The organism is Endothiovibrio diazotrophicus (genome assembly GCF_054657215.1).
Genome location: NZ_BAAHXB010000011.1, coordinates 47166 through 67341 on the forward strand (window position 1 = coordinate 47166; position 20176 = coordinate 67341).

The following is a 20176-nucleotide window of genomic DNA, read 5'->3' on the forward strand; positions in this document are numbered from 1 at the left end:
TTTCGATCAAAGAATTTCAGAAGGTGACGGTCATGAGCGAGATCGACTGCGATCAGTACCTGATCAAGGACGAGCCCTACTACCGGGCGGTGGGCAACGAGGTGGCGAAGTACGAGGCCGCCTATGCGGCGCGCATGCCGGTGATGCTCAAGGGGCCCACCGGCTGCGGCAAGTCGCGCTTCGTCGAGTACATGGCGTGGAAGCTGAACAAGCCGCTGATCACCGTGGCCTGCAACGAGGACATGACCGCCTCCGATCTGGTCGGGCGCTTCCTGCTCGACATCAACGGCACCCAGTGGCAGGACGGCCCCCTTACCGTGGCCGCGCGGATCGGCGCGATCTGCTATCTCGACGAGGTGGTGGAGGCGCGTCAGGACACCACCGTGGTGATCCACCCGCTCACCGACCACCGCCGGGTGCTGCCGCTGGAGAAGAAGGGCGAGCTGGTCCAGGCCCACCCCGACTTCCAGATCGTCATCTCCTACAACCCCGGCTACCAGTCGCTGATGAAGGACCTCAAGCAGTCCACCAAGCAGCGCTTCGGCGGCTTGGACTTCGACTACCCGAGCGGCGAGATCGAGACCGACATCGTCGCCCACGAGGGCGGGGTGGACCAGGCGCTCGCCGACAAGCTGGTGCAGATCGCCCAGCGCTCGCGCAACCTCAAGGGCCACGGCCTGGACGAGGGGATGTCGACCCGTCTGCTGGTCTACGCCGCGCAGCTGGTGGCCAAGGGGATCGACGCCGAGTCGGCCTGCGAGATGGCGCTGGTGACCCCGCTCACCGACGACCCGGATATGCGCGACACCCTGACCGCGGCGGTCAATACCTATTTCTGATTGGGCGGAACGTAGGTCGCCGCTACCGCGGCGACGCGAACGAGGGCACGTTCCTGTCCGGTTGCCGAGGGACTTTCCGAATACCGCGGCGGCGTGCCTCCGGTCGGGCCGGTGCCGACGGGACGTTGGGTGCCCTCGTTCACGTCGCCGAAGTATCGGCGACCTACGTGTCGGCTTCCGGTAGGTCGCCGATACCTCGGCGACGCAAACGGAGGCACCTCCCTTCCAGGTTGGCGAGAGACCTTCCGAAAGCCACGCCGGCGTGCCTCCGGTAGGGTCGGTGCCGACGAGGCCTTGGGTGCCCTCGCTCGCGTCGCCGAAGTATCGGCGACCTACGCATCGACGGGATGGAGAGAGTCATGAGCATCGATTTTTCGGAGTACGTCAGCTGTCTCCGCGAGGAGGAGCACGAGCACCGCGAGGTGCTGGAGTCCTCCTACCACGAGGCGGCGCGGGTGATGTCGCCGCGTGGCCTGCAGAACTACCTGGAGGGGATGCGCGCGATGTGCACCCTGGGGCGCGGCGAGGACCTGGTGCTCGCCTACGTGCAGGAGATGCCGGGGGTCGCCAAGGAGGTGGGCGAGGACATCGTCCCCGATATCGTCGAGGCGCTGATGAAACTCGCCTCGCACACCTCCGGCACGGTGATCGCGCTGATGATGGGCAACATGCCGCTGGCCGCCCGGCGGCTCGGCGATGCGGAGGTGATGCGCAGCTACCTGAAGCTGCTCCACCAGCTGGCGGCGAAGGCGCCGCGCGGCCTGCGGCCGATGATGGAGGTGCTCGACGAGCTGCTCTCCAAATTGACCCTGGGCGGTCTGCGCCGCTGGGCGATGTGGGGCGCGCAGGCGCACCAGCGCGACCTCGACGGCCAGATGGCCTACTTCGGCCTGCAGACCGAGCCTTCCCGTTCGGTGTTGCAGCGCGAGCGGCGCGGCACGCTCTTTATCGACAACCAGCGCAAGCTCAACTTCTACCTGCGGGCGCTGTGGGCGCGCGCCTTCCTGATGCGCCCCACCGCCGGCGACTACGAGACCCGCCGCGGGCTGAAGCCGTTCATCGAGGATTTCCAGATCCACATCCCCGACGCCTTCGATCCGTTCCGCGGCATCGACGGCATGGAGATCTACCGCGCCGCGGCGGCCCACGCCGCCGCGCATATGGTCTACACCCGCGATCCGATCTCGGCGGAGCAGCTGTCGCAGGCGCAGATGCGCTTCATCGAGCTGTTCGAGGATGCCCGCATCGAGTATCTCGCCTATCGCGATTTTCCGGGGCTGCGCAAGCTGTGGCTCCGTTTCTTCACCGCCGAGCCGGGCCGCGAAGACGACTACGGCCGGCCCCACGAGATGATGGACTACATGCTGCGGGTGACCCGCGCGATCATGGACCCGGCGTATCGCGATCCCGAGCCGGTGGTGGCGGAGAGCGCCGACGAATTTCGCGCGAAGCTGGAGGCGGACCCCTACGCCCCCAACCTGAGCTGGCTGGCCGGCGTCGGCTTCTACAACCGGATCACCGGCATCGCTCCACTGCCCGGCGTGCGGGTGCTCTCCGAGTGGCCGATCCCCTATCGCGACGACAACCGCTACCTCTGGGCGTTCGCGGAGAATATGTTCGTCACCCGGGGTGTCGACTACCTGCCGGCGACCCGGCAGCAGCTGCGCAAGTACGTCTCGGCGATCGAGATGGCCAACGAGGTGGATTGCGAACTGGCCGGCGACGATGCACAGGAGATCTGGGTCTGCGCCACCGAGTTCATGCCCTACGAGGACGCCGGCGAGGCTACCGTCAGCTTCAACGAGCTGTGGGGCCGGGAGCCGGTCTCCGATCCCTACCACTACGACGAGTGGGACTACCACGTGCAGCTCGCCCGCCCCGACTGGGCCACCGTGGTGGAGCGGCGCCAGGGGCGCGGCGACCCGGAGGTGATGGACGCCATCCTCACCAAGCACAAGCCGATCGCCTCGCGCATCCGCCACCTGATCGACGCGCTGCAACCGCAGGGCATCGTGCGCCGCCGCGGCTACGAGGAGGGCGAGGAGCTGGACCTCAACGCGGCGGTGCGGGCGATGATCGACATCCGCCGCGGGATCATGCCCGATCCGCGCATCAGCATCCGCATCACCCGCCACATCCGCGACCTCTCCATCGTGCTGCTGCTCGATCTCTCGGAGTCGACCAACGAGCGGATCGGCGGGCTCGCCGAGGGGGAGGAGGGTTTCGCCGAACAGCCCTCGATCCTCGACCTCACCCGTGAGTCGGCCGGCCTGCTGGCCTGGGCGATCGACTCCATCGGCGATAACTTCGCGGTCCACGGCTTCGCCTCCGACGGCCGCCACGACGTGCAGTACTACCGCTTCAAGGATTTCGAGGAGCGCTACGACGACGAGGCCAAGTCGAGGATGGCCGGCATGAAGGGGGGGCTCTCCACCCGCATGGGGGCGGCGCTGCGCCACGCAGGCCGGCACCTCACCCGGCAGAGCGCGCAGAAGCGGCTGGTGCTGCTGGTCACCGACGGCGAGCCGGCGGACATCGACGAGCGCGACCCGCAGTACCTGCGTCACGATGCGAAGAAGGCGGTGGAGGATCTGGCCATGCAGGGGATCCACACCTACTGCCTGACCCTCGACCCCGAGGCCGACCGCTACGTGGCGCGGATCTTCGGCGAGAACCACTACTCCATCGTCGACAACGTCGCGCGGCTGCCGGAGCGGCTGCCCAACGTCTTCGCGGCGCTGACCGGGTGAGGCGATGTATCGGCGTCTGCTCGAAGTGCCGGTGCTGGATCGTTTCCCGTCGCGCATTCCGGCGGCGCTGTGGAACGCCTGGCGGCGCTACCGCGGGCGGCTGCACGGCCTGATCCGCATCGAGCTGGAGGGGCTGGCGCCACTGGCGCTGCTGATCGACGAGGACGCGTGGGCGGTGGTCGACACCAGCCTCTACGACCTGCCGGTGGTCGCCTGGGTCGACTTTCGCGACGACGCCGAGCGGGCGCTCCACGAGCCGGTGCCGTGTACCGTCCAGCACTATCACCAGGGGGCGGCGAAGATCCGCAATCTTGCCCTTGAACAACTGCAACAGGAACTGGAGAGGAGGCTGAAAGGCCCATGAACAAGCGCTATCCCGGATTGAACGAAGACCAGAACGGCGGCCTGACCCCCCTCGGCAAGGTGGTGATGGACGCCCAGGTGTTCGAGCTGCTGCCCGAGGGGCAGGCGTGCGCCGGCTGGGACCTCGGGCGCATGCAGGCGCTCTATGATCAGGTCCACGAGGCGTGGGTCCCTTACGGCCATCTGCCCAGCCGGCTTCCCGAGGCGCTTGGCGAACGCCACCGGCGGATCTACGACGCCGCGGTGGCGAGGGCCAGGGCGGCCGGCTGGGACCCGGAGAACGAATACAGCGAAAACGAATGATCGGCTTTTCCACCGGTGTCGGACGTAGGGCGGATTAGCGTCAGCGTAATCCGCCGGGAACGAAGGCACCTTCGCCGAAATCCGCTTCGATTCGGCGGATTACGCTGCGCCGGTCCGCCCTACGGGAGTGGCCATTGGCGATTCGTGAGCGGTTGATGCGATGCCGCTGGCGAACATCAAGGACCTGTTGGGCCACGTCCACCGCCATCGCTATGCAGTGGCGGCCTTCGAGGTGTGCGGCGTGGAGTTCCTCTCCGTCTACCTGGAGGCGGCGGAGCGCAGCCGCGCGCCGGTGTCCTCAACGTTCCCGTCCACGGCCGCAGCGGCATCGAGCTGGAGGGGTGGTGGCGATGGCCGAGGAGGCGGAGAACGACATCCGTCTTTGCTCCGCCGCGGGACGCGCCGCCGAGGTGCTGACGCAGTGCTGCCCGAGCGAGCCGGTGGAGCATCTGATCATCTACGACCTGTCGTCGGGCGCCGAGGGGCGGGCCGACGAGTTGATGGCGATCGGTCGCGAGGTGTTGGGAAAGATCCCCGGCGTGCGGCGGGTGTTTACCGGACGGGCGATGCGTGAGGGGGATCGCTACCGACTCTGCTGGCTGGTGCGCTTCGCCGCCCCGGCGGTGATCGACAGCTACCGGGAACACCCGGAGCACGTGGCCTTTGCCGATCAGCGCTTCCGCCCGGTTGCCGATGATCGGATCAGCAGGATTCGCACAAAGACCCAGTCGCTAATGTCCCGAGAATTCGTTCTTATGAAGGTGCGAATCATGCGTTGCGGTTGAGGGGCAGCGCCTCGGTGCGTTGTAGGAACGGCCCCCAGGCCGCGATCACGGCGGAGTGGGGCGCTTGATTTGGCATGTGGTAGGAACGGACGCGGCGCCATCGCGGCCTCGGGGCCGCTCCTACCGTTGGGGGCGTTGCAACGGATAACTCAGACGGGACTTTCTATCACCAAGGAGGCGGAATGGAAGGCGGCAGACGTCATTCGGTGTGCCGCCTCGGCTCTGTCGGAACCGGCTTCGGGGCTGGTTTTTGTGGCGTACCTCCCAGGGACGGTTGTGGGATATTCGGGGGAAAACGGCGTTCGTTGTTGCATTTGTGGAACACTGTTTTCGGTTTCCGCCCCTTTATTGCCCTGCCATCGCCCATAGACTTCCCCTTATCGAAAACGCTTCGTTGAGGAGAGCCGTCATGGACCAACCTGTGAATACCTTCCGTCCCGTCATTCGGGTGATCCCCGGGCGCGTTACCTCCGACGGTGACGGCGTGCAGCTGACCCGTCTGATCGGCGGCCCCGGGCTGCCCCAGCTCGATCCCTTCCTGCTGCTCGACGCGATCCGCTCCGATGAGCCCGACGCCTACATCGGCGGCTTCCCGCCGCACCCCCACCGCGGCTTCGAGACGGTGATGTATCTGCTCGCCGGGCGGGTGCGCCATCGGGACAGCGCCGGCCACGCCGGGGTGATCGAGGCGGGCGGGGTGCAGTGGATGACTGCCGGGCGCGGGGTGGTCCACTCGGAGATGCCGGAGCAGGAGGAGGGGCTGCTCGCCGGCTTCCAGTTGTGGGTCAACCTGCCGGCGGCGGAGAAGATGCGCCCGCCGCGCTACCAGGAGTTCGCCCGCGAGGCGCTGCCGGTGGAGCGGCGTGAGGGGGGCGTGGAGGTGCGGGTGGTGGCGGGGAAGACCTCCCGCGGCAGCGTCGGGCCGGTGACGGAGCTGATCGTGCCGGTCACCTATCTGGACGTGACGATGCCCGCCGGCAGCCGCTTCGAGGAGGCGTTGCCGGCGGGGTTCAACGCCTTTCTCCAGCCCTTCGAGGGGCGGCTGGAGGTGGCGGGCGAAGCGGTGGAGGCGGGCAGTCTGGCGCTGCTCGGCGCGGGTGACGCGGTGGCGGTGGAGGCGCCGCAGGCGTCGCGCCTGCTGCTGGTGGCCGGTCGCCCGCTCGGCGAGCCGATCGCCCGCGGCGGCCCGTTCGTGATGAACACCGAGGCGGAGCTGCGCCAAGCCTACGCCGATTTCCAGGCCGGCCGCTTCTGACTCGAACGGGCGGGTGTGGCGATGTAGGAGAGGCGCCGGTTTTCGAAGGGTGCGCCTCGGTCCTCGGCACACCCCGCATCCACCCCCCATTTCCAGAACAAGAACCACTAGGTGTGGTGTCTCGTTGCTCCCCTTGACCCGAAATAGTGTACTCTAAGGCCCTCCTTTGCGCACCGGAATCGTCGAGGGCCATCCTATGAAGTCGTATCGAGGGAAGCGTCTGGCGTTGTGGGGGCTGTTGTGGGTGGCGAGCGCGCTGCCGCTGGCCCAGGCCTACGCCTATCGGGTGATCGTCAGCCCCACCAGCGGTCTGATGACCGACGAGGATGGGCGCAGCGACACCTTCGTGATGATGCTCGATGCCGCCCCCAACAACGACGTGACGATGACCGTCAGCTCCTCCGACCCCTCCGAGGGCGAGGCGCTGCCGGTGCGCCTCACCTTCACCCCCGACAACTGGAACCAGCCGCAGACGGTGACCGTCACCGGCCAGGGGGACTCCCTCGGCGACGGCGACCAGTCCTACGTCGTCTTCACCCGCGAGACGGTGAGCGACGACCCGCGCTTCGACGGCCTCGACCCCGACGACGTGACCGTCACCAACATCGACACCACCCGGCACTTCGTCGTCTCGACGATCAGCGGCAGCACCACCGAGGCGGGTGGCACCGCCACCTTCACCGTCGCCCTCGGGGTGCCGCCGAGCGCGGATGTGACCATCCCGCTGAGCTCCTCCAACACCGCCGAGGGGCTGCTCTCGATCCAAGAACTCACCTTCACCGCGGCCAACTGGTCGGTGCCGCAGACCGTGACGGTGACCGGCGTGGGGGACGAGCTGCAGGACGGCGACCAGTCCTACACCATCCAGTTGGAGGCGGCGACCAGCGCGGATCCCGCCTTCTCCGGCCGCGACCCCGACGACGTGGCGGTGGTCAACCTCGACACCACCCACCTGCGGATCGTCACCTCGACGATCAGCGGGGAGACCACCGAGGCGGGCGGCTCGGCCACCTTCACCGTGGTGTTGACGGTGGCGCCCACCGCCGATGTGACCATCCCGCTCAGCTCCTCCAACATCGAGGAGGGGATGGTCTCCGAGGCGTCGGTTACCTTCACCACGGCCGATTGGGACATCCCCCAGACGGTGACGGTGATCGGCGTCTCCGATGCGACGGCCGACGGCGATCGGACCTACGAGGTCATCCTCGGTCCGGCGGTGAGCGACGATCCGGACTACAGCGGGGTCGACGCCGGCGACGTGACGGTGGTCAACACCGAGCAGGCCACCTCGCGCATCGTCGTCTCGGCGATCAGCGGCGCCACCGACGAGGGGGGCGCCCAGGCCACCTTCACCGTGGTGCTCAACCGCGAGCCGCTCTCCGAGGTGGTGATGATCCTCGGCTCCTCCGATCCCGGCGAAGGGACGGTCTCCCCCTCGCGGCTCACCTTCAGCCCGGTCAACTGGTCGGTCCCGCAGACGGTAACGGTGACCGGCGCCCTCGACCTCCTGGAGGACGGCGATCAGGCCTACATCGTGGAGTTCTCCTCGGTGACCAGCAGCGATCCCGCCTACGACGGCCAGAGCCTGGCCGGGGTGGCGGTGATCAACCGCGACCGGGCGGTACTCTCCGGCCGGACCGTCGCCGGCGGCGAGCTCCTCGACGGGGTGCTGCTGCGCGGCACCATCGTCAACCACGGCACGCTCAACGACGTCCGCGTGCTTGGCGGCGGGGTGGTCGAGGGTGGCACCCTCTCCGGCACGATCTCCAACAGCGGCACGGTGCGCAACGTCACCCTCGCCGCCGGCACCCGGGTGGAGGGGGGGACCATCGGCGGCACGGTGACCGGCGTGGACGAGGTGGGTACCGACCTGCCGGTGGTCGACGGCGCGGTGGAGGAGGGGGCGTCGCTCAGCTACGTCACCCTCGGCGAGAATGCCACCCTCGGCGAAGGGGCGGTGCTCGGCCGCGGTGTCCATTTCGCCACCAACGACATGGTCCCGGAGGGGCTCGACGTGGCGGCGCTGCTTCCTGCCCTCGGCGGCGGTGGCCTGTATGCCGATACGGTGCCCGATCTCTCCACCGACGTGGTGGCCCGTGGCGCCAGCGGTGCCGACCCGATCATCCACAGCCTCAACAACCTGGCCGGTATCTCCGACTCCGGACTCCTGTTGAGTCAGGACGTGGATAGCGGGCTGCTCTCCCTCGGTGTCGGCAGTGGCTATATCGTGTTGCGGCCGGTAACGGTGGTGCAGGCGGCGCCGGGGACTCCGGAGGGGATTACGATCGATGAGCGGGGGCGCTATCTGGCGGTCACCGCCGACGGTCGCCGGGTGACCCTGGAGCCGACGCTGAAGTCGCCGGCGGCGTTCACCGCGGCGGTGGCGGCGATGTGGCCGGCGGCGCCGGTGGCGGGGGAGGCCGGGGTGCTGAGCGTGGCCCTCGATGAGCAGAGCCATATGGCGCTGCTGCCGGGTCTGGTCGTCTCGCCGGCGCCGGCCACCGATCCCACCGGCGTGTTCGAGGAGGAGCACCCCGCGGTGATCGGTAGCACGGTGCTGCTCCACCGCTTCAACGACAGCCTGGGGCGGCACTGGGAGCAGCGGCTCTATCCGGCGGCGCTGCCGGGGATGGCGACGGCGGTGGCGGAGCTGTCGTCGGTCTCCAGCGCGGCGGTCGACTATCAGGGGGTGCTGCATGTCTCCCTGGAGAACGGCGACGAGTTGCGCGCCCTTCCCTCCATGGCGGTGAGCGACGGCGAGCCGACGCCGAATGGGGCGTTTGCCTTCGAGTCGGCCGGCGACGTCGACGGGGACGGCATCGACGATTTCCTCCTCACCGCCGGCGACGGCTCGCGGCAGGAGGTGCGGCTGCTTTTGCAGTAGGGGAAGGCGCCGTGGCGCTCCTTGGACAATCCGGGTGGGCACGGATCTTGAAACCCTGTTGGGCAGGTTCATTTTTTTGACGCGACAGGTGTCCCCATGGAGATCAGCGGTTCCCACGCCCTCAGCTCGGTGCTTTCGCAGATCGCCGCCCACAATGCGGTGTCCAACGTCCAGCAGACCGCCGCGCCGGTGCGCAGCAGCCCGGTCCAGACGGTGATGCGCGCCGCGCCCGCCGCGGAGCCCGATGCCAATGAGGCCCTCACCTACACCATGGAGCAGTTGCGCAATGCGCGCCGTACCGCCATGCAGGGCGGTGGTGCGATCAAGGGGTCGATCATCAGCGTCTACGCCTGATCGCCGGGCCCCGACGGGGTTCGCCGTCGGTGCGGCGGTCGACTTCCGGCGCCGCGGGCGGTGAATCGATGCATCCGCCCCATCTCCTCTTTCTCCTCCTCCTCGCACTCGCCACCTCCTCCCTGATGCTCCTCGGCAAGGGGAACGGGGGGCACCTGATCGCCCTCGATCAGGAGGTGAAGTGGGGGGCGCTGCTGCTGTTCGGCGCTCCCCTCTGTGCCCTGGCTACGTTTCTCCTCTGGCGCCGCGGATGGCGTCTTCCTCCGCGCTGGGCGTTGACGGCCTCGGCGGTGGTGGTGGTCGCCTGGCTGCTCTCCAGCCTCTTCGCCTTCGATCCCGGTCACTCTCTCTTCGCCGGCTATCGCCTCTATCTGATCCCGCTGGGGCTGATGCTGCTGGCCGCCGCCTCCCGCCCGAGCGCGCGGCAGCTGCTGTGGCTGTTCGGTGGGCTGGCGCTGCTCGCCCTGCTCTTCGCGCTAGTGGGACTCGCCCAGCACTTCTCCTGGAACGGCTGGTTGACGGGGCTGCCGCGGGTGGGGGCCGGCTCGCTGCTCTACTCCCAGAACTTTGCCGGCGAGTGGCTGGTCCTGCTGCTGCCGGCGGTCGTCGCCTTCGGAGTGTGGCTGCGGCCGGGGTGGCCGCGGCGGCTCTATGCAGCGGCGGCGCTGCTGATACTGGCCCACTTGGTGCTGACCGAGGGACGTGCGGCGTGGGTGGCGCTGCTGCTGGGCTTTGCGGTCGCCGGCGGAAGCGCCCTCTACCTGGGGTGGCGGCGGCGGACGGTGGACGCCGCTCCCTCCGTTGCGCAGGCGACCGGCGTGCGGGGTGAGGCCGGATGGTGGGTTCCCGGCGCGGCGTTTCTGGCGGTGGCGCCGCTCTTTCTCCTGTTGATCGCCACCTCTCCCTACTGGAGTGTGGCGGCGTGGTGGCGGGCGCCGTTGGCCTTCGAGACGAGCGATGCGCGCTATCTGGATGAACTGGGCTCGATCCGTGCCGACCGCAGCAGCGGGCGACTGGAGCTGTGGCGTGACTCTCTCGCGCTGCTGCGCCACGAGACCGGCTTGCTGGGGGCGGGGGTGGAGCACTATCGGCTGCTCTATCCGAAGTACATGGATCAGTCGCGTTTCCTGTTTCGGCGCTACTGGGAAAAGCGCAGCTTCCGCACCGCGAAATATGCCCACAACGACTATATCCAGCTGATCGCCGATCTGGGGGTGCCCGGAATGCTGGCGGTGATGGGGCTGGCGCTCGGCGGCGTGGGCGTGGGGCTGCGGCGGGCGGCGCGGACGGCGGATCCGGAGGAGCGTCTGGTGATGGTCACCCTAACGGCGTCGGTGATGATCTACGGCATCGTCATGTTCTTCGATTTCCCGTCGCGGATCGCCCCCACGTCGATGACCGTCTGGTTTTTTCTCGGCCTGCTCCTCGCCCGGGCGGACTCCTCGGCGGAGGGGGGGCGCTGGTTGCCGGCGGGGCTGATCGCGCTCTTCGTCGGAGGCGGCCTCCTCGGCTGGACGCTGCTGGCGGGGGAGTATTTCGCCGCTCGCGGGGAGATCGACATCCGCGCCGGCCGTTTCGAGCAGGCGGCCGGGGCGTACCGCCGGGCGTTGCAGCGGGTGCCGTGGGACGAGCGCTTCCTCACCAAGGCGTCGTGGATGGCCGCGCGACGTCGGCGCTGTGACGAGGCGCTGGTGCTGATGGCGCAGGCCGAGCGGCGCAACCCCCTCCATCTGCCGGTGCTGCTCAATGGTCTGGCCACCTGCCCGGGGGCGGAGCACGGGGAAATGCGTAGTGCTGTTGACACCCTGATTCGCTATTATCCCGACATTCCGGAGACCCGGCGCTGGATACCCGATCTGCACCGTCGTAAGACAACAACAACTGGAGAGAGGACCCCATGAAGCTCAATCGGACCCTGGCGTCGCTGACGGCCGGTATGATCGTTGGCACCGTTGCCCTCGCCGAGCCGCCGCAGGCGCCGGTACTTTCCGCCGTCGTCAACGGCGTGTCGGCGGTCGTGGAGTGGAACCAGGTGGCGGGGAGCGATGGGTATCGGCTGTTCTACGCGCCGATCCCCTTCCGCGGCACGGAGAGCATCGGCTCCATCGACGTGGGGTCGATGACCCTGTTCAACGTTGGTCTCTGGCCGGGGGCCGCGTTCTATGTGGCGGCCGGGGCGTATAACGCCGACGGTGTCTCCGGCTACTCCAACATCGAGACGGTGGTCGTCGCGGACTCGGCGTCGTACACCCCGTCCGGCGATTACACCAGCAGCGGCTCGTACACCGATAGCGGCGACTATACCGGCAGCGGCTCGTATACCGATACCGGCGGCTACACCGGCAGCGGCTCGTATACCGATAGCGGCGGCTACACCGCCAGCGGCTCGTACACCGATACCGGAGGCTACACCGCCAGCGGTTCGTACACCGATACCGGAGGCTACACCGCCAGCGGTTCGTACACCGATACCGGCGGCTATACCACCGGCGGTTCGTATACCGATACCGGCGGCTATACCGCGAGCGGCTCCTATACTCCGAGCGGAAGTTGAGCCGGGGTGTTCGCTGACGAAAGAGGCCGGCATTCGCCGGCCTCTTTCTTTTCGGCATCCCGTCACTCACCCGCTTGCGGGCGTCGCCAGGATGTCGTTTGTCGGGTCCCGTCAGAGCGCGCCGCGCTCGACGCGGGTGATGTCCGCGGTGCGGCTCAGCGCCTCTTCCAGGGTCACCTTTTCGCCCTTCGGCTTGAAGTCGCTCAGCGACTCGTAGACGGTGACCACCTTCTCGCCCGAGGGGAGCTTCTTCAGGTCGAGCTTGTCCAGCCCGCCCTCGTCCATCAGCTCGTTCCAGGCCACCCCCTCGCGCATCGGGATCAGCGCGAAGTTGATCCCCTCGATCTCCACCTGCATCGCCGCGGTGATGTTGACCACGTAGAGGATCGCCAGCATGTCGGCGGCGAAATCGCCCTTGTACATCTCGATCAGCGCCGGCAGGTCCTCCAGGCGATCCAGCGAGCCGGAGAGGAAGACCAGCTTGTCGCCCTTGGAGAGCAGGGTGGTCTGCTCCATCACGATGTGCGGGGGCTTGCGGTTGCCGGCGTCGTCGGCGATCTCCCCCTCGACCAGCGCCAGACGGCCGCGGAAGCCCACCGTCTGCGGATCGTCGGCGGCCTCGGCGAAGGCGATGTTCAGCAGCAGACCTTTCTTTTCGTACTCTTTGATGATCATTGGATTGTCTCGTTGCGGTTGGTTGAGTTCCGACCCTCAACGGCAATAACCAGGCCAATCGGGTGGTAATTGCAACACTTTGATAATCGGAGGATTTGTCGAGATAAATGGCAGTGCTCGTGGTCGGGAATCGCTCCCTTGTCGGAAAAACGACAGATGGGAACGATGGGGCGCCCCGCGGGCGCCCTGGCCGATTCGCCGGCACCGCCGTTCGGGAAAAGAGGTCGTCGCCGAATGCCTCAATAGCGCCGCATCTGACCCACCACCACCCCCTGGATGGCGATCCGCTGCGGCGGATAGCGCAGCGGCTCCATCGCCGCGTTGGCCGGATGCAGCACCACCTCGCCGGGGCGCTGCTCGATCCGCTTGAGCGTCGCCTCCTCGCCGTCCACCAGGGCCACCACCACCTCGCCGTTGCGGGCGTGGTCCCGCTGCTCGATCACCACCCAGTCGCCGTCGAAGATGCCGTCCTCGATCATCGAGTCGCCCTTCACCTGGAGCACGTAGCAGGGGCGCTCGCTACGCAGCAGCGGCGGCACCTGCACCGGTTCGGGGTTGGCGAGGGCCTCGATCGGGTAGCCGGCGGCGATGTAGCCGAGCATCGGCAGTTCGTCCTCGCCGGTGAGCGCGGCGTCGGTGAGGCGCACGCCGCGCTGCTTCCCCTCCATCGGCTCCACCAGCCCGGCGGCGACCAGTGCCTGGATCTGCTTGTGCAGCGAGCCGCGGGACTTCAATCCCAGTTCGGCGCACAGCTCGTCGAGGGTCGGCGGGTGGTCGTAGCGCTGCTCGCGCAGGTGGTCGAGGATCGCTTGCTGGCGGCGGGTGAGGGGCATGGTCTTGGGGTGTCGAGTGATTAGTGTTGAGTGTTGAGTGAAGACGGGGCGCGCCAGTTTTCGTGGCGTAGTCCGGTCACCCGTTCGAATTCACGCTGGTTGGCGGAGACCAGGGTCAGGCCGCGGTGCCGCGCGCAGCCGGCGAGCAGCAGGTCGTAGGCGCCGATCGGGGTGCCGTCCCGCTTGAGCTGGGCGCGGATTCTCGCCGCCTCGCGGGCGTCGTCTTCGCAGAAGGGGAGCGGGGCGATCGCGCCGATCACCTGGCGCAAGGGCGTTTCGATCTTCCCGGCCCTCTCGGGGTTGAACAGTAGTCCGTATTCCAGCTCGAACAGCGTTATTGTAGAGAAGCTCAAATCGTCGGGGGAGTGGGACTTCAGGCGTGCCAGCGTGCCGGGTTCACCCCGTACGAAATCGCTGAGGACACAGGTGTCGAGCAGGTAGATCATGCCAGCGGGTCGTCCGTAGGGGGCGGAAGTTCATCGCGCCGCTCTTCGAACGGTGGAAATCGCGGGTCGCCTTCGAAGGCCAGGACCTCCTCCGGCCAGCGGCGTTTGCCGTGGTGTTGCAGCCACTCCCGGATCGCCTCGCGAATGATCGCGTTGCGGCTCTTCCCGCTGTTCTCCACCGCCTGATTCAGCGCCGAGCCGGTCTCGTCGTCCACGTAGATGTTGAAGTGCATGGCCTGACAGGCTCCCGGGATTCGCATCGATCACACACCTATATGTTATATGGATGCCGGAGACCTGCAACGGCTCGATAAACAGGACTTGATTGTTCTCCGTCGGTTCTATAATCTCACAACGAGAACCAAAGGAGAACCTTTTCAATGGCGGCGACCGCGGAGCAGATGGTGGAGGTGCTGGCCGACGACCCGGTGCGCCGATTGAAAGCGCGGTTGCAGGCCAAGTACAAGGGGCGGATCACCGGCGAGCTGGTGGCCCCGGCACGCGAGGGGCGCTACGCCGCGCTGCCCGATGCGCTGGATGGCCGGCTGAAGGGGGCGCTCGCGGCCCGCGGCGTGGCGCGTCTCTACAGCCACCAGCGCGAGGCGTGGGAGGCGGTGCGCGGCGGCCGCCACATCGTGGTGGTCACCCCCACCGCCTCCGGCAAGACCCTCTGCTACAACCTGCCGGTGCTGCACAGCGCGCTCACCGAGCAGGGCAAGGCGCTCTATCTCTTCCCCACCAAGGCGCTGGCCCAGGATCAGGTGGCGGAGATCCTCGAACTCAACCGTGCGGGTGACCTCGGCGTGCGCGCCTACACCTTCGACGGCGACACCCCGGGGGACGCGCGCAAGGCGGTGCGCACCAAGGGCGACATCGTCGTCTCCAACCCCGACATGCTGCACCAGGGGATCCTGCCCCACCACACCAAGTGGGCGCAGTTCTTCGAGAACCTGCGCTACGTGGTGATCGACGAGCTGCACGTCTACCGCGGGGTGTTCGGCTCCCACGTCGCCAACGTGATCCGCCGGTTGCGGCGGATTTGCCGCTTCTACGGCGCCGACCCGCTGTTCGTCTGTTGCTCGGCAACCATCGCCAATCCCGGCGAACTGGCCGGCGGGTTGATCGGCGAGGCGATCCACGCGATCACCGACAGCGGCGCCCCCAGCGGCGAGAAGAACCTGCTGCTGTGGAACCCGCCGGTGATCAACCCCGACCTCGGCATCCGCGCCTCCAACCGCTCGCAGACCAGCCGCATTGCGCGGCTCGCCACCCGCATGGGGCTGAAGTCGATCCTCTTCGCCCAGAGCCGGCTGATGGTGGAGGTGCTGACCAAGTACCTGAAGGACGTCTTCGACCACGACCCGCGCAAGCCCTCGCGGGTCTTCGCCTACCGCGGCGGCTACCTGCCCACCGAGCGGCGCGCCACCGAGCGCAAGCTGCGCGCGGGCGGTGTCGATTGCGTGGTCGCCACCTCCGCATTGGAGCTGGGGGTGGACATCGGCGCGCTCGACGTCTGCGTGCTCAACGGCTATCCGGGGACGGTGGCCGGCACCTGGCAGCGGCTGGGGCGGGCCGGGCGGCGCCACCGTCCGGCGCTCGGCGTGCTGGTCGCCTCCAGCCAGCCCCTCGACCAGTACATCGTGCGCAACCCGGAGTTCTTCCTCGGCGCCTCGCCGGAACAGGCGCGGATCGACCCCGACCAGTTGCTGATCCTCCTCGACCACGTACGCTGCGCCGCCTTCGAACTGCCGTTCCGCGCCGGCGAGCGCTTCGGCGGCGAGGCGCTGGAGGAGCTGCTGGCCTACCTGGAGGAGGAGGGGGTGCTCCACCGCGAGGGGGAGCAGTGGCACTGGAGCGCCGACAGCTACCCGGCCAACGCGGTGAGCCTGCGCTCGGTAGCGGAGGGCAACTTCGTGGTCATCGACATCAGCGACGGCGGCAAGACGGTGATCGCCGAAGTGGACTTCTCCTCGGCGCCGATGACCATCCACGAGGGGGCGATCTACATGATCCAGGCGAGCCCCTATCAGGTGGAGACCTTGGATTGGGAGGGGCGCAAGGCGTTCGTCCGCCGCACCCGCGCCGACTACTACACCGACGCCATCGACTACACCCGGCTTAAGATCCTGGACACTTTCGATCGGGCCACCTTCGACCGGGCGGCAGGCAGGCGTGCCGAGGCGGCCCACGGCGAGGTCCATCTGGTGCGCCGCATCCCCGGCTACAAGAAGATCCGCTACTACAGTCACGAGAACGTCGGCTTCGGCGAGATCAACCTGCCCGACCAGGAGATGCACACCACCGCTGCCTGGTGGCAGGTTCACCCCGACGCCCTGGAGGCCGCCTTCCCCTCCCGCCAGGAGGCCCTCGACGGCTTCCTCGGCGCCGCCTACGCGCTGCACCATGTGGCCGCGTTGCGGCTGATGTCGGAGCCCCACGACCTGGGGCGCGCGGTGGGCGACGGCGACGCCCGCTGGTTCGCCACCGTCGGTGCCAACGGTCGCGGCGCGATCCGCGATCTGGAGGGACGGGAGGCGCCGCTGGAGGGGCAGGGGCGTTTCCGCCCGGCGCTCTTCCTCTATGACAACTATCCCGGCGGCATCGGCCTCTCGGCGCCGCTGTTCGACGCCCGCGAGACGGTGGTGGCCGGTGCCCGCGAGCTGGTGGCGGCGTGCGGATGCAGCCACGGCTGCCCCGCCTGCGTCGGTCCGATCCTTGCCTCCGAGGAGGTGCGCGGCTTCTCCCCCAAACGGGCCGCCCTCACCGTCCTCGACCTGATCGGTTGAGCGCGACGTGACGGCGTCGGTCGCCGCTACCGAGGTGACGGGATCGAGGGCAGCGGGATGGGGTTGCGAGGTCGCTTCCGCGTGCGGCGAATCGCTCGGACGGGTTGGGCGCGAGGTTTTCCGCCGCTGCCTCCGTTCGCGTCGCCGCGGTAGCGCCGACCTACTCCTGGCCTGCATTTCTTACCACCCTCCGTTGGGCGCGCCGCGCCCATGACGGGACCGATATTGTGAGGATGGGAGAGCCCCCGTGTTGAGCCAACGATTGAAAGCGCTGCGTCGTCAGGCAGGTGCCGAGGATACCTCTCCCCCCGTTTCCCGGGCCGGCGACGTCGCTGGACGTATCGCCCGGCTGCGCCCCTCGACCACCACCCCTCCCCGTAGCGGCGACGCGGCGGAGATGTCACTCGCCCGCCGGGTCGGCGGCGAGCGGATCGCGCCGGGGATGATCCTCATCGAGCGCCGCGTTTCCCTGGAAACCCCCCACGGCCGTTTTCCGCTGTCCCGATTGTCGGGCGGCGGCCCGCCGCTGGCCGAGGCGCAGGGCCTCGATCCCGGGCGCATGCTCTTCTTCGACACCGAGACCTCCGGCCTCGCCGGTGGCAGCGGCACCGTCGCCTTCATGCTCGGTCTGGGACGGGTGGTCGGGCGGAGCTTCGTCGTCCGCCAGTACCTGCTCACCGCCTTCTCCGGTGAGCCCGCGCTGCTGCGGGGGGCGGGGGAGTGGCTCGCCGGTGCCTCCGCCCTGGTCAGTTTCAACGGCAAGAGTTTCGATGCCCCGCTGCTCGCCACCCGCTACCGTCTCTCTCGTCTCACCAACCCGTTTCAGGGTCTCCCCCACATCGATCTTCTCGCCGCCACCCGGCGTGCCTACTCCGCCCGCTGGCCCGATTGCCGTCTCGCCACCGCCGAGCGGGAGCTGCTGCAGTTCCGGCGCAGCGACGACCTGCCCGGCGCCGAGGCCCCGGCCGCCTGGCTCGACTGGCTGCGCGCCGGAGATGGCGGCCGGTTGCCGGGGGTGGCGCGCCACAACTACTGGGATATCCTCTCCTTGGCCGCCTTGCTGCCGCTGCTCGGCGAGGTGCATGCCGACCCCGCGGCGTGGTCGGCGGATCCCCTGGCGGTTGCCCGTTCACGGCTGCGTGCCGGCGACGAGGCGGAGGCCCGCCGGTTGCTGGCGCGGGCCGCCGAGGTGGCGGGCGATACGTTGGAGCCGGCCGCACTGCTGGAGTTGGCCCGTCTTCACCGCCGGCAGGGTGCGTGGCACGAGGCCTGCGCCATCTGGGAGCCGCTGGCCGAGCGGGGCGAGCGGGAGGCGCTGGAGCAGCTGGCCAAGTACCATGAGCACCGGCGACGGGACTACGCGGAGGCGATGCGCTATGCCCGCCGTCTCCCCGTCGACGAGGTGGCGTCGCGGCGGAGCCTCCGTTTGGAGCGGCGTCTGGACGGCAGGGTGGTCCGGCAGGCGTCGCTGTTCTGAGTCCCGACGTGGTTGGGGCTCGTGCCGTCGAAGGTTCCCGTCGCTCTTTCGGCGGAGTGCCCTCGTTCGGCACGGCGGCCACGGGCCGCCCTATGGGGCGCGCCGCGCGCGCCGTGGTGGGCGAGGTTCGAATCGTCGGAGGACCCCAACGCTCTTTCGGCGGAGTGGTGTCGTCGGGGGCGGTGGAATCGCCCGCGATTGCAGGGTGGTTCATCCGGATTTCGGGTTTTTACGCGGGGGAACGATGACGCGTCTGATACTCGTCTTGGTATCCGCCTCCGGGGCACCGGGGTTGACGGCGGTCAACGGCGAGGGGCCGTGGGCGGCGGATACGCCGACGTTGGCCGAGGGGCGGCGGCGCCATGCGGAGCGCTGCGTCCGCCATCCGGCCGATGACTGACCGCGAGCCGTTGCTCCCCTCCCTGATCCACCCCGGCGGACGCCTCGATCGCCGCCGGCTCGATCGGGAGATCACCCGCCTGGCCATCGCCCTGGTCCACGCCGGGGTTCGCCGGGGTCAACTGGTGGCGTTCCCGGCCAACCTCGATCCGTTCAGCGTGATCCTCCTCCATGCCGCCCCGCGGGCCGGCTGCGCGCTGCTGCCCCTAGACGCCCGTATGCCGGCGCAGCGTCGGGCCGCGTTGCTACGGGGGGCGGGTACCGAGTGGTTCCTCGGCGAGCACGCCCCCTCCCTGCCGTCCGGCGTGGGTTTCCTGAGTGAAGAGGCGTTGCGGGAACCCTCGGCCGTGGCCGAAACTCTGTTGCCGGAGCCGTTGGGGGCCGAGGAGATCCGCTGGGTCGTCGCCACCAGCGGCAGTGGCGGCGAGCCGCGGGGGGTGATGCTGCGCGGCGCCGAGCTGACCGCCGCCGCCGCGGCAGCCAATCGGCGCCTGGGGCTCGCCGGGGGAGACCGCTGGCTCGCCTGCCTGCCGCTCTTTCACATCGGCGGACTCGCCATCCTCCTGCGCTGTGCCCTGGCGGGGGCGACGCCGATCCTCCATCCCCGCTTCGATCCCGTTCGGCTGCTCGACGAGGCGACCCGTCACGGTGCCACCCACCTCTCGGTGGTGCCGGCGATGCTGGAGCAACTGCTGGATGCAGCCGAAGACGCCTCGCCGCCGGCCCCGTTGCGGGTGGTGCTGGTGGGCGGCGGGCCGCTCTCCAGCGGATTGGCGCGGCGTGCGCTGGCCGCCGGCTGGCCGCTACGCCTCAGCTACGGCCTGAGTGAAGGCGCCTCGCTGATCGCCGGTGGTTGCCCGCTGGTCGATGTCGATCGTCCCGCCCGGGTCGGGCCGCCGTTGGAGGGGGTCGAGCTGGCGGTCGGCGCGGATGGCGCCTTGCGTATTCGCGGCCCACAGCTGATGGTCGGCTACGCCAACCCCGGTCGCCGTCCCGGTGATGGCCTGGAGGGGGGCTGGCTGGTCACCGGCGACCGCGGCCGACTCCTGGCGGACGGCAGCCTGGAGGTGCTGGGGCGCAACGACGAGGTGCTGGTGAGCGGGGGGGAGAACGTCCAGCCGGAGGAGGTGGAGGCGGTGCTCGTCGAGCACCCGGCGGTGCGCGAGGTGGCGGTCACCGCCATCCCCGATCCCGTCTGGGGCCAACGGCTGGTGGCCCTGGTGGTGGGCGGGGTGGAGCCCGCCGCACTGGAGGCGTGGTGCCAGCGGCGCTTGGCGGGGCCGTGGCGCCCACGCCTCTTCGTCAGGGTCTCCGAACTGCCGCGCACGGCGCTCGGCAAGTTGCGCCGGCGGGAGCTCCTGGCGTTGGCCGCGGAGATCGATCAGCGCCCCAAATAGGGCGGGCCGCGCCCGCCGCGGCGTTGCATCCCGGTTTGTGGGGAGTGCCGGCGGAAGGACCACCGCGGCGGGCACG

General features: G+C 68.8%; 18 protein-coding genes. 14 read left to right on the forward strand and 4 right to left on the reverse strand.

The window, feature by feature from the left end; translation table 11 throughout:
- The first annotated feature begins 32 nt into the window (after positions 1 to 32).
- From ACYQ2W_RS05130 to ACYQ2W_RS05175, 10 genes are all read left to right on the forward strand, one after another.
- Entirely contained in the window at positions 33 to 839 is an 807-nt protein-coding gene (locus tag ACYQ2W_RS05130) for a CbbQ/NirQ/NorQ/GpvN family protein (protein ID WP_459863893.1), read from the forward strand.
- 359 nt (positions 840 to 1198) lie between these two features.
- The gene (locus tag ACYQ2W_RS05135; RefSeq protein ID WP_459863895.1) at positions 1199 to 3589 is read left to right on the forward strand and encodes a nitric oxide reductase activation protein NorD; all 2391 of its coding nucleotides are present in this window, start codon (positions 1199 to 1201) and stop codon (positions 3587 to 3589) included.
- 4 nt (positions 3590 to 3593) lie between these two features.
- Positions 3594 to 3953, forward strand: a complete 360-nt coding sequence (locus ACYQ2W_RS05140; protein ID WP_459863897.1) for a hypothetical protein — start codon at positions 3594 to 3596, stop codon at positions 3951 to 3953.
- Positions 3950 to 4255, forward strand: a complete 306-nt coding sequence (locus tag ACYQ2W_RS05145) for a hypothetical protein (RefSeq protein WP_459863899.1) — start codon at positions 3950 to 3952, stop codon at positions 4253 to 4255. Before ACYQ2W_RS05140 ends, ACYQ2W_RS05145 begins: the two co-directional genes overlap by 4 nt.
- A 350-nt stretch (positions 4256 to 4605) precedes the next feature.
- Positions 4606 to 5040, forward strand: coding sequence for a Dabb family protein (locus tag ACYQ2W_RS05150; protein WP_459863950.1), 435 nt, complete (start codon positions 4606 to 4608; stop codon positions 5038 to 5040).
- 409 nt (positions 5041 to 5449) lie between these two features.
- Positions 5450 to 6295: a pirin family protein gene (locus ACYQ2W_RS05155; protein WP_459863901.1), complete on the forward strand. Its 846-nt coding sequence runs from the start codon at positions 5450 to 5452 to the stop codon at positions 6293 to 6295.
- A 196-nt stretch (positions 6296 to 6491) separates the two neighbouring features.
- Positions 6492 to 9179 carry a hypothetical protein gene (locus ACYQ2W_RS05160; protein ID WP_459863903.1) on the forward strand — a complete coding sequence of 896 codons (2688 nt, stop codon included), beginning with the start codon at positions 6492 to 6494 and terminating at the stop codon, positions 9177 to 9179.
- Positions 9180 to 9275: 96 nt separating this feature from the next.
- Positions 9276 to 9533 (forward strand): hypothetical protein, encoded by a 258-nt coding sequence (locus ACYQ2W_RS05165; RefSeq protein WP_459863905.1) that lies wholly within the window; start codon positions 9276 to 9278, stop codon positions 9531 to 9533.
- 68 nt (positions 9534 to 9601) lie between these two features.
- The gene (locus ACYQ2W_RS05170; RefSeq protein ID WP_459863907.1) at positions 9602 to 11434 is read left to right on the forward strand and encodes an O-antigen ligase family protein; all 1833 of its coding nucleotides are present in this window, start codon (positions 9602 to 9604) and stop codon (positions 11432 to 11434) included.
- On the forward strand, positions 11431 to 12087 hold the full coding sequence (locus tag ACYQ2W_RS05175; RefSeq protein WP_459863909.1) for a hypothetical protein: 657 nt from the start codon (positions 11431 to 11433) through the stop codon (positions 12085 to 12087). Before ACYQ2W_RS05170 ends, ACYQ2W_RS05175 begins: the two co-directional genes overlap by 4 nt.
- Positions 12088 to 12198: 111 nt before the next feature.
- Here the strand turns inward: ACYQ2W_RS05175 and ACYQ2W_RS05180 are convergent, their stop codons facing one another.
- The 4 genes from ACYQ2W_RS05180 to ACYQ2W_RS05195 all read right to left on the reverse strand — a co-directional run bounded on the left by ACYQ2W_RS05180 (position 12199) and on the right by ACYQ2W_RS05195 (position 14301).
- Positions 12199 to 12762 (reverse strand): hypothetical protein, encoded by a 564-nt coding sequence (locus ACYQ2W_RS05180; RefSeq protein ID WP_459863911.1) that lies wholly within the window; start codon positions 12760 to 12762, stop codon positions 12199 to 12201.
- Between the two features lie 239 nt (positions 12763 to 13001).
- Positions 13002 to 13595, reverse strand: coding sequence for a transcriptional repressor LexA (gene lexA, locus ACYQ2W_RS05185; protein ID WP_459863913.1), 594 nt, complete (start codon positions 13593 to 13595; stop codon positions 13002 to 13004).
- A 20-nt stretch (positions 13596 to 13615) separates the two neighbouring features.
- On the reverse strand, positions 13616 to 14041 hold the full coding sequence (locus tag ACYQ2W_RS05190; protein WP_459863915.1) for a type II toxin-antitoxin system VapC family toxin: 426 nt from the start codon (positions 14039 to 14041) through the stop codon (positions 13616 to 13618).
- The gene (locus ACYQ2W_RS05195) at positions 14038 to 14301 is read right to left on the reverse strand and encodes a ribbon-helix-helix domain-containing protein (protein ID WP_459863917.1); all 264 of its coding nucleotides are present in this window, start codon (positions 14299 to 14301) and stop codon (positions 14038 to 14040) included. The genes ACYQ2W_RS05190 and ACYQ2W_RS05195 overlap by 4 nt, the downstream gene beginning before the upstream one ends.
- A 141-nt stretch (positions 14302 to 14442) precedes the next feature.
- Between ACYQ2W_RS05195 and ACYQ2W_RS05200 the strand changes: the two genes are divergently transcribed.
- From ACYQ2W_RS05200 to ACYQ2W_RS05215, 4 genes are all read left to right on the forward strand, one after another.
- On the forward strand, positions 14443 to 16827 hold the full coding sequence (locus ACYQ2W_RS05200; protein WP_459863952.1) for a DEAD/DEAH box helicase: 2385 nt from the start codon (positions 14443 to 14445) through the stop codon (positions 16825 to 16827).
- A gap of 247 nt (positions 16828 to 17074) precedes the next feature.
- Positions 17075 to 18304, forward strand: coding sequence for a ribonuclease H-like domain-containing protein (locus tag ACYQ2W_RS05205; protein ID WP_459863918.1), 1230 nt, complete (start codon positions 17075 to 17077; stop codon positions 18302 to 18304).
- Positions 18305 to 18548: 244 nt separating this feature from the next.
- Positions 18549 to 18704 (forward strand): hypothetical protein, encoded by a 156-nt coding sequence (locus tag ACYQ2W_RS05210; protein WP_459863920.1) that lies wholly within the window; start codon positions 18549 to 18551, stop codon positions 18702 to 18704.
- Positions 18697 to 20100: a class I adenylate-forming enzyme family protein gene (locus ACYQ2W_RS05215; RefSeq protein ID WP_459863922.1), complete on the forward strand. Its 1404-nt coding sequence runs from the start codon at positions 18697 to 18699 to the stop codon at positions 20098 to 20100. The genes ACYQ2W_RS05210 and ACYQ2W_RS05215 overlap by 8 nt, the downstream gene beginning before the upstream one ends.
- Positions 20101 to 20176: the final 76 nt, after the last annotated feature.